Genomic DNA, 12,347 nt, shown 5'->3' on the forward strand with positions numbered 1-12,347 from the left:
GCCTAACGCAGTACTGTCCTAAAGGCATGGCGTATACTTAGCATGCGGGTCACAAGGCTGGAGCCTTGCGACAGCGGGGGAAGCATATGGCCATACTTTGCCTAACGCAGTACTGTCCTAAAGGCATGGCGTATACTTAGCATGCGGGTCACAAGGCTGGAGCCTTGCGACAGCGGGGGAAGCATATGGCCATACTTTGTTTAAATTGTTAGGCAAGCGACACTCGCATGGAAGAATTAAATCTTTAAAAAGTGACAGTCCAGAAAATAATAAAGAATTGGAAAATCAAATTCACAATAGAGAAATAGAAGCTGAAAATAATTATGATGAAAAAAATCCGTAATACATTAATCTGCTTATTCGCTCTTAATGTAAGTTCTTGTTACTCACAAGTCAAATTATCTACTTTTGATCGCATTGTTAAAGATAATAGTGGGCAAGCCTATCTTAAATCCCATTTTGAAAACAATGCATTGAAATCCCAATCTTGGCTTATGAAGAATGATGAGGTTCAATTAGTTTTCAATCCTGATACCCCGGCGAGTGTCAAAATCGAAAAAGACAAAGTTGCCTGGAAGCAATTTATTCAAGACCATCTTCGCTGGCCGTCTAAAGATATAGAAGGCAATGTATATGTTGCTCTCTTAATTGATGACAAGGGCACAGTAGTAGACATGCGCGTTGTTAAATCAATAGAGTTGTGTAAAGAATGTGATTCGTACGCTATAAGCTTTATCAAACAATTACCAAAGTTTACACCTGCAAAATTTAAAAGAAAAAATGTTCTTAGCGTCAAATATATGGTTATTCCTTTTCAAACTCCTTGACTATGGGATTGCCTGTCCAGCTACCGCAAGGGTTTTTCTCAGCTACCCCAGCTACCGCAAGAGCTTTTCGCTGCCGCAAGGTCCAGCCTTGTGGCCCGCATGCAAGGTATTGAATTTGCAAATCCCGGATGTACGTTTCGTCCGGGATTTTGTATTTTTAAAGCATGAACTGCAATTATAAATTCAGAAATCCGGAAGGATTATATTTTTGTAAGTTTTGCAACCGTTTTTTGGATAGATGTTTTTATAAGGATGTAATATTTTGATTGCTTAACATTGTGCTGTCCTAAATGTGTGGCGCATACTTAGCATGCGGGTCACAAGGCTGGAGCCTTGCGACAGCGGGGGATGTAGTCACTGCAGAACCAATTGCATTGACTAAGAAAGCTTTTGGACATACATTTGATATTCATGGTGAAAGCGCTACTGATTTTTTAACTAATAGAGCAAGTGGATCGGGCATGGCTCAAGGCCAATTTTTGGATAATCAGGCTGCAGCCGGCTTTATAAATGACAATTTGGGCCAATTAAATAACGGAGCTGTTTCATTACCTATACCAGATGGTTTTCCAGCAAGAATGATTAATCCTGATGGTACCTTTGGAACCCCTACAAAAATAAGATTGGTGCCAAGTGGCAACGGAGTTAAAACAGCTTATCCTGAATATTAAATTAAGAGTATGATTATTAATAAGGAAACTATTTTGAGTTTGAACAAGCTGTTAGGATTCGATTGTAACGGAAATGAACAGGATTGGCCTGTAGAGTTCTCTGATCGGCATAGGATATTTGAATTCATTGAAATTATAAATAGTACTCACCTATCTGATCTTGAAAAATATTCGATCGTTTCTCTCGTGTTGTCTTCATATGATGATTATCTTGAAAGCGAAGTAGATTATAATAATAATCATTGGTCAGAAATAGTCAAAATATTGAATGCCAACCCAGCTTTATATGACGAACTGTTAAATTATTGGGCCGCGTGGGGCAAGGAGAATAAGGATGATTTGTTCTTTATAACTCCATTGGTAAGGGTTTATTTGAAATCACGAAGTTGATATCTTTGTGTCTTACGCATACAAAGCCTGGCCTAACCGTCGGGCTTTGTTGTTTTATAGTGCAGCTACATTCTTTTGAAAGAAGTCTTTAAACTTCTTCTTTGTGAGCATGGTATCGATCATTTTAAAGATCATGGACTTATCATCCGGGTCAAGTTCCTGGATCAGCTTTATTTGCTCAACGGTCGTTTTATCTTCTACGGTTACTTCGTGGGGCATGTTGCTTTCCATGTTCACCCCCAGCTACCGCAAGCGATTTTCACACGCTGCCGCAAGGCCTTAGCTGCCGCAAGCACTTTAGCTGCCGCAAAGCTCCAGCCTTGTGGCCCGCATGCAAGGTATTGAATATGCAAATCCTGGATGTTAATTCATCCGGGATTTTTTTGTATCCCAAATGTCGCGTAAAGGATAGAAACGGATACCGGCCAAAGTGGCTAATGCCTCGCGCAGTATGAGTGGATAGCCTGGCCCCCGCTTCTACCAGCGGGGGATACGCCCAAGTAAAGATTTAAGAACACCGACGATTACCTTGTGCGGCATAATGCAAGCCTATACAGGCAGCCGGAACACCAGCCCATTAATGCCCAACGCTTACTACCCGGGTAACTTTCCATTGGCCATTTTTATATTGCCATATGTGTACAAATTTCATGATACCTATTACAGGCTGGCCGTTTTCGGTATGGGTAAAGCGGTGGGTTCCCATTTCAATAGCGCCAAAGCCGGGCATGGGGTATACTTCCAGGCTTTCGGGCAGCAGGTCGCGCCGCAGATCGGCGGCCTGTTTGTTTTCAAAAATGCCTTTGAAACCGGCCATGGTGCCGTCGTAGCCGGTAAGGCCCTTGCCATCGTTATAAAACTCCACGTCGGCCGCAAATAAAGTTTTAAGCACCTCCAGGTTACGGCTGTTAAAGGCGTTAAACATTACGCTATCCATATGGGCAATTACTTTAAACAGCGCAGGGTCTTTAGGCTTAAAAGCCGTGGTTTGGGCATCGGCGGTAAAACCAACTGCAATGGTAATAAACATTGCAAAAAAACATATGCGGAAAAACAGACGTTGCGTTTTCATGGTTAAAAGTGTTAATTATACCGGGTAGACGCCCGCGGGCAGCCCATAGTTACAATTAAACTAAAATATTTGCCTCGACCTGTTTTTTTGCCAAAAAGCGCCTGGCAAGCCACTTCCGCACAGGCTCGTCGTACAATTTTAGCGAGGCATAAGCAATGGCGACGCTAACAACAAACAAAAGCAGGCCAAACCAAATACCATAGTTCATAGGTACCTTATTTTTTGCCACCCAGCCGGTATACAGGTATATTAATGGGTAATGCGTAATATAAATAGGGTATGATATATCGCCAAAAAACCGGCACACCTTTGCCGAAAACTTACTGCTTATGTGGCCCCCGGCGCCAATGGCAACAATGAGCGGGAAAATAAGGATGATAACAATCGACTCATACAAACCATTCATCCACAAGTGTTCGCTGCCGCCAATGCGGGGGATAAACAAAACAAGGGCTATCAGCAGGCTGCTTACCGTAAAAGCGCCTTTAATATGGATAAGCTTACCCATGCGCGAAAGCAGCAGTCCCGCAAAAAACGGGTAAAGCAAACGGGCGAAACCAATATTAAGCTGGGTTGTATTGATGCTCCAGCCCCCAATAACATCGCCCTGAGGCCCCAATATCAAATACTGAACAAGAAAACAGGCAAATAAAAGCACCAATACCGCAAGCACCTTTTGCGAAACTTTACGAAAAACCAACGCATACATAATATTGGCGATGTATTCAAAAAACAACGACCAGGCAGGGCCATCCAACGGATGCATTTCCTGCCAGCCGCGTATATCCATAGATACAGGCAGCGGGATCATGGTAAAACCAACTACCATTACCAGCAGAAGCTGCCAAACGGGCGTACCTGCTATAAGCGGAAACGCCGGACTGGCCTGGAAATAAAAAAGCAAAGCGCCAATTACAGTCCCCATAATAACCATGGGCTGCAGCCTGATGAGCCTGCGTTTGTAAAAATCCCACTGGCTCATCTTCCCCCAGCGGTCGTCATAAGCGTAAGCCACCACAAAACCCGAAAGCAGGAAAAAGAAATCGACCGCCAGGTAACCATGATTAATAATCTGGTTGAAACGGTTACCGGAGTAGGTTTCCAAAACGTGAAAAGCCACCACAATAAGGGCGGCAACGCCACGCAGGCCATCTAAAATTGGGTAATGTTTTTTCGAATCGGGATAAGCAGGCGATGCATTCATTTTACTTTGTGATAATTATAAATGGATAAAATAATGTTTAATCAGGTTAATGGCGGCCTTTGGTTTACGCAGCAGCATTTGATGCTAAATGTGCTTAAATAAATCGGAAATACATAAATGAAATTTACGGAGTTCTACAGGAACTCCTCAATGCTATATAAGCCAAGGCATTGCCTGCTCCAGGAAAACAAAAGCTTCGCAGACGAATAATAATTTGCGTGCCGGAGATGTGTTATCCTCTTTGACGCTTGTATTGTGAAAATGAGCGATGGCAGACTTGCGACTTATTCAGCCTTTGATCGGTATTATCACTATCTAATCCGGTGAAGAACGGATCTGCTGATAATTTCTGCTCATATCTTCGCAAATAGTTTCATATTTCTTAAATATTTCATCGAGCTCTTTTTTTGTGGTCTTACCCTCTCCGCGGGAGTATAAAAAAATAAGCTTTTCGCTAACCGACTTTAAAGATATAACTGCAATGTTATAAATGATCCATAGATCTTTATAATCAAAAAATTTATTAAGCGAAGTAATACCCGACGCAAGTGCACTCGCCGCCAAGGCATAATTTAAATACTTATAATCAACGATAGGTTTATTGGTTTCGTCAATTACTTTCCAGCCTATCAATATAGTTGTACCAATAGAAAATATTACCGACAATGATTGCATTGCAACAGCGAATCTTTTATTTAGCGTTTTCTTTCTCCTGTAGTCCGCAATTTTTTCAAGGATGCGGTCGTCCAGATTTTTAATCTGCTCTAATGTTACTGGTGTATCATCACCCAATGGCAGGTTGGAGTGAGTGGTTGCAGGGATAGTCATAATTTTAGGTTAATTGCCAATTATACGGATTTATATTTATTCACCTAAAATTTAGTTTTATTCAATAATCCTCGGTAGATGCCACTAAAGTCAACAATTCCAATACCGGTTCTACTTCCAGCTGGCTTGCCCAAAGCTGCTCATCAAATTTTTTGAAGGATGGCAGGGAAGTGAGCACCTGGTGGGCTTCCTCGTTTTCAAGCTGATCGAAATGCATAAAGGTTTTACCGTCGGGCAGCAACCAGGCGCCGTATTTAATGCCGGGGTGATTCAACTCTTTTAATTCTTTCACAATACCGGCAATGTTTTCCTGGTTTATTGCTGCAAATTGGGCGGTGGTGGTGTATTGTACCCGTACTATTTTCATGGTGATAAATTTTAATAAATTGATAATCAGGTTATTTATATTACCTCTACGGCCGGGCGCAGATGATTGATTATTTATTAGAACCCACTGGTACCACTCTATAATTCAAGCCTGCGGTTGTGCCGCTTGTTACATCAATGGTAACGCCGGTTATTTTGCTTGCCAGGTCTGAAGCCAGGAACGTTGCGGTATTGGCTATATCGGCCATTAGTGGCAGTTTTTTCAGCATGGTGTCTGCTTCCAACTGCCTCATGACGGGTGCCATCACTTCCGGCTGAGCGGCAATAACATCAGCAAATATCCTTGAATCCGGGGAACCGCCCGAACGAATGTTTACCACCCGCACACCATATACGCCTAACTCAGCAGCCAGGTTCACGCTAAAGCTTTCTACCCCACAGCACGCCGCCGCGAAGCCGCCTGTATAGGGATAACCTATTCCACCGGGAGTTGCTGTAAGCGACAAAATAACCCCCGATCCCTGTTTCATCATTACCCTACCGGCGGCCGTAGCCGTTAAAAACAGGGTTTGCAGGGTGGTAGCTACCGGACGCACAAAGTCGTCTACAGGCAGGTCAACCAAAGGAATGCGCTGCACAACATTAACACCAACAGCATTGAACGAGATATCTACCGTACCCGCTTTAAGTGCAACACCATTGATATGGCTGTTGATTACCTTTTCATCAAACCCATCCACTTCGGCCACTTCTGCAAGCCCGCCGCCGGCAATAATTTCATCTGCTACTTTTTGTACAGAAATCAAATTCCTGCCGGTTAAAAATACCCTGGCGCCTGCAGCGGCCAATGCCCTGGCAACCGCGCTGCCTAACGAGCCCCCGGCACCATATATAACTGCGTTTTTGTTTTGGAGTATCATGCTGGTTTGCTTATTTATTTGAAGGATTATGCTATACAAACCTAAAATTAAATATTCTTTTTAACCGGGGTATTACGGACAATTTACGGGTGTTATTGCGACATGTGAGGCCGGATTTGAAAACCTGGAGACTGACCGGATTGGCCCTGTATATCGGCGAAGATTCACCCCCGATCAGGCTTCGTCAGTCGACCTTCTCTTCAGCTTCGTTTCGCAATAGGGTTAAGAAAAATGCCTTTTTGCACATTTATTCACACAAGCTCCAACCCTATCCTCCACCCACTATTCACAACTAAACTTTGCCAGTCAAAAAAAAACCGCTACTTTTGTGCTGCCTTAAAACATTTACTACCGCAACTAATGCCTGTTCAACCATCGCAATCCATATTCGACCAACTCGAAACTTTCGGGCATAAAAAGGTTGTATTTTGCAGCGATCCGGATACTGGATTAAAAGCAATCATCGCTATTCATGATACTACACTCGGTCCTGCTTTTGGCAGTACACGCATGTGGAGTTATAAATCAGAGGCAGATGCCTTAAATGATGTTTTGCGCCTGTCAAAAAGCATGACCTATAAATGTGCAATTGCCGGCCTTAACATGGGCGGCGGCTATTCGGTCATCCTTGGCGATTCGCGCAGGGATAAAACAGAGGCGCTGATGCGTAAATTTGGCCGCTTTATTAAAAACTTTAACGGCGAGTTCATCACATCCGAAGATGTTGGCACCAATCCGCGCGATATGGAATACATCCGCATGGAAACAGAATATGTTACCGGTATTCCGGAAAGCCTTGGTGGCAGCGGCGATCCGTCGCCTGTTGCCGCGCAGGGAGTTTTGATGGGTATAAAAGCCTGCGTTAAAGAGCAGTTTGGAACTGATAATCTTACCGGCAAATCGGTAATTGTACAGGGCGTAGGCCACGTTGGCGAGCACCTTGTACGCTTGCTTCGGGATGAGAATGTTAAAGTTTATGTAAGTGATATCCAGGAAGAACGCATTGGGCAAATAGCCAAAAAATATGGTGCCGAAGCAATATCAAACAACAGTATTTTTGATATTGATGCTGATATATACGCACCCTGCGCACTGGGCGGCACGGTAAATGAGCAAACCATCAACAAGTTAAAATGCGGTATTATTGCCGGCTCGGCCAATAACCAGCTGCTGGATGAAAGTGCGCACGGCGAAATGTTACTGGATAAAGGCATCATGTTTGCGCCCGATTATGTGATAAATGCCGGTGGTATCATCAACTGTTACTCGGAGTTAAAGGGGTTCAGTAAAAAACGCACCATGCAGCTTACCGAAAATATTTATGAGGTTACCCGTAATATTTTAAAACTTTCTAAGCTCGAAAACATTTCAACTATTGACGCGGCGAATAAAATAGCCGAAAAACGGATAACGGACATAAAAAAAGTAAAATCATCATATTAATTATAATTTAAACTGTGGGCTATCCGGCTCACCAAATCGTTCTTACACATGTTAAACAGAAGGCACCTAAGGGTAAAAGTATTGCAGGCGTTGTACGCGTTTCATTCGTCAGATACAAGGGAGATCACTCATCATGAAAAAAACATGCTGCACAGTATCGACCAGGTTTTTGAAATGTATATTTGGATGTTATCATTAATATCCGAGGTGGTTAATTACGCCGCAAACGATAAAGAAGAACGCGCCAACAAATATTTACCCTCCGCCGAAGACCTTAATGCTGACGTTAAAATACTCAGCAACAGGTTCATCCTCTCTCTAAATGATAACAGGGACTACCTCATCGCTTTAAAAAAATATAAAGTTGAATGGCATTTTGAGCCCGAGCTGGCTAAATCACTGTTTATCATTCTTAAAAAATCGCCAGAGTATGCCGAATACCTGGCAAAAACCGGCGATACCATCCAAACGGATAAAGACATCATCAAATTCATTTTCAAAAAAGTAATTTTAAAATCATCATTAGCTGAGCAGGTTTTTGAAGATAAGTTTATTTTTTGGCCGGTTGACCGTGATGTATTGCAGGCTTTGATAGCCAAAACATTCAAAAATTTTAGCAGCGACGACTACAAACAGAACCACCTGGCCGAAATTACCGGTAACTGGGTAGAAGATCGTGAGTTTGTGGTTGACCTGTTTGAAAAAAGCATTCGTTTTGATAAAGCCTACCAGGAACTGATAGCAGCCAAAACTACCAACTGGGAGCCCGATCGTATAGCGATGATGGATACCCTGCTGATGAAAATGGCCATTACCGAATTTGTTAACTTTACCTCTGTCCCGGTAAAAGTGACAATTAACGAGTACCTTGAAATTTCAAAGGAGTTTAGCACGCCTAAGAGTAATTCATTTATAAACGGTATCTTAGACAAGATTTTGATAGACCTTAAAGCCGAGAACAAAATACGTAAAATAGGCAGGGGATTAATAGAATAACCATAGATCATTTAGATGAAGAAATTATTTTTAAGCTTAATAACCGCGGGTTTGTTATTATCGGCCTGCGATCAATCAAAAACAAGTGGTTCAACCGCAGCTGCAGATAGCGCTGCAACAACTACCGCTAATGCAGCCAATGCCCCAGTCATGAAGTTTGAAAAAGAAAGTCATGATTTTGGCAAAATTAAGCAGGGCGATAAGGTTAGCTACGATTTTAAGTTTACCAATACCGGTAAATCGCCATTGATCATCTCAGAAGCGCATGCAACATGTGGTTGTACTATACCCGAGTGGCCTAAAACACCTGTTAAACCGGGCGAAAGCGCTTTAATAAAAGTAACTTTTAACAGCGCGGGTAAAACCGGTTTACAAGACAAGCAAATTACTGTTACAGCCAACACGGTACCTGCCCAAACCATGGTACACCTTATAGGCGAAGTTTTAACTAAATAATTCAATTAATTTAAACAATGATAGCAACTATTTTATTACAGGCACCGGCAGGTGGTTCAGGTGGTTACGGTATGTTAATACCTATGGTGTTAATTATCGTAGTATTTTATTTTTTCATGATCCGCCCGCAGGTTAAAAAGCAAAAAGATCAGAAGAAATACGTAGATGAACTGAAGAAAGGCGACAAAGTAGTTACAACAGCCGGCATCCATGGTCGTATCATCGACCTTAATGATACTACTTTTTTGGTTGAGGTAGAAAACGGCAAGATCCGTTTTGATAAATCGGCAATATCCTTAGATGCCTCAAAAGCGTTGAATACCCCGGCAGTGGTAAAAAGCTAAGCTTTTTACCAGCAAGGATAAAGGAACAAGGACCGAAGGACATTCCGAAAGGCGAAAGATGATTGGTAATTTTACCATTATCCTTTCGCCTTTAACCTTTAACCTAAAAAGTCCTTACTCCTTTGTCCATTAATCCTTCATCCTAAGAAAAATGGCTATAGTAAAATTATCCACAACAGAACGGCGACGGCTTTCGGCATTTTTTACCTGCCTGGGGTTGGCTGTTATTGCATGGATCTTTACTACTCTCTCCAGCCCCTTACCCTATATTGTTAACGAAACTATAGCATATAAAAACGCTCCTCAAAAACGCGCATTTCATTCGTTACAAGCCGATACGATAAAAGCAACTATTCAAGGTACAGGCTGGCAAATGCTGTTTGCCAGGATGAAGCCGGAGAGCAAGCCAATTATTGTTGACCTGGCATCGCTGGAGACCCGCAACTACGTGGTGCTAAGCACACAGCTTAAACAGATCAACGCAGCCAGGGAGGCCAGTCAGCAGATTACCGTTATTGATCCCGACACGCTATATTTTGATTTTAGCAACCGCTTAACCCGCAAAGTACCCGTGAAGGCCATGATGGGCATCAAGTACCAAAAACAGTTTGCTATATCGGGCAATGTATCCATAAAACCAGCTTATATAACCGTAAGCGGCCCAACAGAACGCCTGCAAAAGATAGTGGAATGGAAAACCGATTCGATAAAAGCAGATGATATTAATGAAACTATTACTACACGTGTAAATTTACAAGCCGTTAACGAAGGAAATTTAAGTATTTATCCAAAAACTGTACAGGTTATTATCCCGGTTGATGAGTTCACCGAAAAAACCTTAGAGATTCCTGTGAAGCTGGTAAACAATCATAATTACGATAATGTTAAGGTTTTTCCTCAAAAAATTAAGGTGACTTTTACCACTTCATTAAACCGTTATAAGGATATGACCGCAGACCTGTTTGAGGCTACCGCCGATCTGGACCTTTGGCGTGATCATGGCTATTCAACCCTGCCCGTACAGCTCACCCGCTTCCCACCGTTTTGTAAAATAGTGAAAGTAAGTCCGGCTAATGTTGATTTTATTGTAAAAAAATAATGCTTAAAATAGGTTTAACAGGCAATATAGGCAGTGGCAAAACCACAGTAGCAAAAGTTTTTGAGCTTTTGGGTATCCCGGTTTTTTATGCCGATGACGAAGCCAAAAAAGTGATGGTAACTGATGCTGATCTGATTGAGGCTATCAAACAAACTTTTGGCGCCGAATCATATTTGGAGGATGGCGCCCTCAACCGTAAACATATTGCAGCTATAGTTTTTAACAATCCCGCCCAATTGGAAAAACTAAACTCGCTTGTACATCCCGCAGTTTTCAGGGCTTTTGAGGCCTTGGAATCAAAAGCAAAAAATGCCCCTTATATTATACGGGAAGCAGCCATACTATTTGAAAGCGGGTCAAACAAAACGTGCGATAATACAGTAATAGTTACAGCACCACTGGATACACGTATTGCAAGGGTAACGCGGCGCGATGGCATATCCCGCCAGGAAGTTGAAAAACGTGAAGCCCGGCAGATCTCAGAAGAAGAAAAGAAAAAGCTGGCAGATGATATCATTATAAACGACGATCATCAGCTGGTAATTCCGCAGGTGCTTGCATTACACAGCAAATATTTAGCCCTTGCCAATATTTAAAATTAGCCGGTAAAAGCTATTGATATCGAATTTTAGCTTTTAGCTTTATTATGATGATACTTGATGATTTTGTACAGATAGATGATAAGGGCCTGTATTGCAAATACGGCGATTTTTATCTCGATCCAAAACTACCTGCAAAAAAGGCGGTAATTACCCATGCCCATGCCGACCATGCCATTAGTGGTAATAATGAGGTTTACTGCACAAGAGCCACCGCAACTATTATGCAGCTACGGTATGACCGTACGGCTGCCAGGGTTTTCAATATTGTTCCCTTTAACGAGTTGTTTACTGTTGGTGACGTAAAGATAACCCTTATACCTGCAGGCCATATGCTGGGTTCGGCCCAGGTATTAATGGAATATGAGGGCACACGTTACCTGTACACGGGCGATTACAAGCTGCAACCCGATGCAACCTGTGAACCTATCGCGTGGGTTACTACCGACGTACTGATTACCGAAAGCACTTTTGCAGATCCGGCTGTTATTCATCCCAACCCTATCGAAGAAATTAAAAAGATAAACGCCATTAAAAGCAATATCCTGTTGGGTGCTTATGGGCTGGGTAAAAGTCAAAGGCTGATCAATTTAATAACAGAACACGCGCCGCAAAAAAAAATCCTGGTACATCATAAAATTATGCCCATTAATGCCATTTACGAAAAGATGGGTTTCCCTCCCGGCAAATATCAAATGTATGGCCGTAAACTGATGAAGGTGCAGGACGAGTTTGTGTACATTGTACCACCGTTTACATTCGACAGTTACATTAGGGCTACGGGCGTTAAGCGCCTGTTTGCCTCGGGTTGGAAAAACCTACAGGTAAACAACCAGGATACACTTTTTATATCCGACCATGTGGACTGGAACGATATCCTGGAAACCATAGCCCAAACTCAACCCAAACAGGTATGGACCCTGCATGGCGACGGCAGGCACTTAAAAAATCATTTCAATAACCGGATATTTGTTAAAATACTTAACTAATGCTACAGGAAGGTATTGATTACTATATAAACGAAGATGGCAACTTTGTTTTTACAAAGCAGTATCACCTTACCCGCGGCTATTGCTGCAAAAACAAATGCCTGCACTGTCCCTGGGATTATGGCAAACCAAAAACCGCTGAAAATAAGGAAGATACAAAAAATGAGAATTAAGCCTCATAC

At 42.4% G+C, this 12,347-nt stretch carries 16 protein-coding genes; 10 read left to right on the forward strand and 6 right to left on the reverse strand.

The annotated features are described in order from the left end of the window. Positions 1 to 323: 323 nt before the first annotated feature. Both AC1DPZ_RS14085 and AC1DPZ_RS14090 read left to right on the forward strand, forming a co-directional pair. Positions 324 to 827 (forward strand): energy transducer TonB, encoded by a 504-nt coding sequence (locus AC1DPZ_RS14085; protein WP_477404367.1) that lies wholly within the window; start codon positions 324 to 326, stop codon positions 825 to 827. Positions 828 to 1,201: 374 nt separating this feature from the next. After that, on the forward strand, positions 1,202 to 1,498 hold the full coding sequence (locus tag AC1DPZ_RS14090; RefSeq protein WP_477404369.1) for a hypothetical protein: 297 nt from the start codon (positions 1,202 to 1,204) through the stop codon (positions 1,496 to 1,498). Between the two features lie 444 nt (positions 1,499 to 1,942). On the opposite strand, the gene AC1DPZ_RS14095 is transcribed toward AC1DPZ_RS14090, so the two are convergent. From AC1DPZ_RS14095 to AC1DPZ_RS14120, 6 genes are all read right to left on the reverse strand, one after another. Further along, a complete protein-coding gene (locus tag AC1DPZ_RS14095; protein ID WP_477404371.1) occupies positions 1,943 to 2,119 on the reverse strand; it encodes a hypothetical protein in 177 nt (58 codons plus the stop codon). A 346-nt stretch (positions 2,120 to 2,465) separates the two neighbouring features. Beyond that, positions 2,466 to 2,960, reverse strand: a complete 495-nt coding sequence (locus tag AC1DPZ_RS14100; protein WP_477404373.1) for a nuclear transport factor 2 family protein — start codon at positions 2,958 to 2,960, stop codon at positions 2,466 to 2,468. Positions 2,961 to 3,015: 55 nt separating this feature from the next. Further along, positions 3,016 to 4,164, reverse strand: coding sequence for an acyltransferase family protein (locus tag AC1DPZ_RS14105; protein ID WP_477404375.1), 1,149 nt, complete (start codon positions 4,162 to 4,164; stop codon positions 3,016 to 3,018). A gap of 315 nt (positions 4,165 to 4,479) precedes the next feature. Next, the gene (locus AC1DPZ_RS14110; protein ID WP_477404377.1) at positions 4,480 to 4,992 is read right to left on the reverse strand and encodes an SLATT domain-containing protein; all 513 of its coding nucleotides are present in this window, start codon (positions 4,990 to 4,992) and stop codon (positions 4,480 to 4,482) included. A 61-nt stretch (positions 4,993 to 5,053) separates the two neighbouring features. Beyond that, on the reverse strand, positions 5,054 to 5,359 hold the full coding sequence (locus AC1DPZ_RS14115; protein ID WP_477404379.1) for a hypothetical protein: 306 nt from the start codon (positions 5,357 to 5,359) through the stop codon (positions 5,054 to 5,056). A 70-nt stretch (positions 5,360 to 5,429) separates the two neighbouring features. Beyond that, positions 5,430 to 6,239: an SDR family NAD(P)-dependent oxidoreductase gene (locus AC1DPZ_RS14120; RefSeq protein WP_477404381.1), complete on the reverse strand. Its 810-nt coding sequence runs from the start codon at positions 6,237 to 6,239 to the stop codon at positions 5,430 to 5,432. A 360-nt stretch (positions 6,240 to 6,599) separates the two neighbouring features. Between AC1DPZ_RS14120 and AC1DPZ_RS14125 the strand changes: the two genes are divergently transcribed. The 8 genes from AC1DPZ_RS14125 to AC1DPZ_RS14160 all read left to right on the forward strand — a co-directional run bounded on the left by AC1DPZ_RS14125 (position 6,600) and on the right by AC1DPZ_RS14160 (position 12,338). After that, positions 6,600 to 7,682: a Glu/Leu/Phe/Val family dehydrogenase gene (locus AC1DPZ_RS14125; RefSeq protein WP_477404383.1), complete on the forward strand. Its 1,083-nt coding sequence runs from the start codon at positions 6,600 to 6,602 to the stop codon at positions 7,680 to 7,682. 48 nt (positions 7,683 to 7,730) lie between these two features. Next, the gene (locus tag AC1DPZ_RS14130; protein WP_477404385.1) at positions 7,731 to 8,678 is read left to right on the forward strand and encodes a transcription antitermination protein NusB; all 948 of its coding nucleotides are present in this window, start codon (positions 7,731 to 7,733) and stop codon (positions 8,676 to 8,678) included. Between the two features lie 15 nt (positions 8,679 to 8,693). Continuing rightward, positions 8,694 to 9,134, forward strand: a complete 441-nt coding sequence (locus AC1DPZ_RS14135; RefSeq protein ID WP_477404387.1) for a DUF1573 domain-containing protein — start codon at positions 8,694 to 8,696, stop codon at positions 9,132 to 9,134. A 17-nt stretch (positions 9,135 to 9,151) separates the two neighbouring features. Further along, positions 9,152 to 9,478 carry a preprotein translocase subunit YajC gene (gene yajC, locus AC1DPZ_RS14140; protein WP_477404389.1) on the forward strand — a complete coding sequence of 109 codons (327 nt, stop codon included), beginning with the start codon at positions 9,152 to 9,154 and terminating at the stop codon, positions 9,476 to 9,478. Between the two features lie 151 nt (positions 9,479 to 9,629). Then, the gene (locus AC1DPZ_RS14145; protein WP_477404391.1) at positions 9,630 to 10,577 is read left to right on the forward strand and encodes a CdaR family protein; all 948 of its coding nucleotides are present in this window, start codon (positions 9,630 to 9,632) and stop codon (positions 10,575 to 10,577) included. After that, the gene (coaE, locus tag AC1DPZ_RS14150) at positions 10,577 to 11,173 is read left to right on the forward strand and encodes a dephospho-CoA kinase (protein WP_477404393.1); all 597 of its coding nucleotides are present in this window, start codon (positions 10,577 to 10,579) and stop codon (positions 11,171 to 11,173) included. Before AC1DPZ_RS14145 ends, coaE begins: the two co-directional genes overlap by 1 nt. 50 nt (positions 11,174 to 11,223) lie before the next feature. Beyond that, a complete protein-coding gene (locus AC1DPZ_RS14155; RefSeq protein ID WP_477404395.1) occupies positions 11,224 to 12,165 on the forward strand; it encodes an MBL fold metallo-hydrolase in 942 nt (313 codons plus the stop codon). Next, positions 12,165 to 12,338, forward strand: coding sequence for a DUF5522 domain-containing protein (locus tag AC1DPZ_RS14160; RefSeq protein WP_477404397.1), 174 nt, complete (start codon positions 12,165 to 12,167; stop codon positions 12,336 to 12,338). The genes AC1DPZ_RS14155 and AC1DPZ_RS14160 overlap by 1 nt, the downstream gene beginning before the upstream one ends. Positions 12,339 to 12,347: the final 9 nt, after the last annotated feature.

It is taken from the genome of Mucilaginibacter sp. P4_G9 (assembly GCF_056400985.1).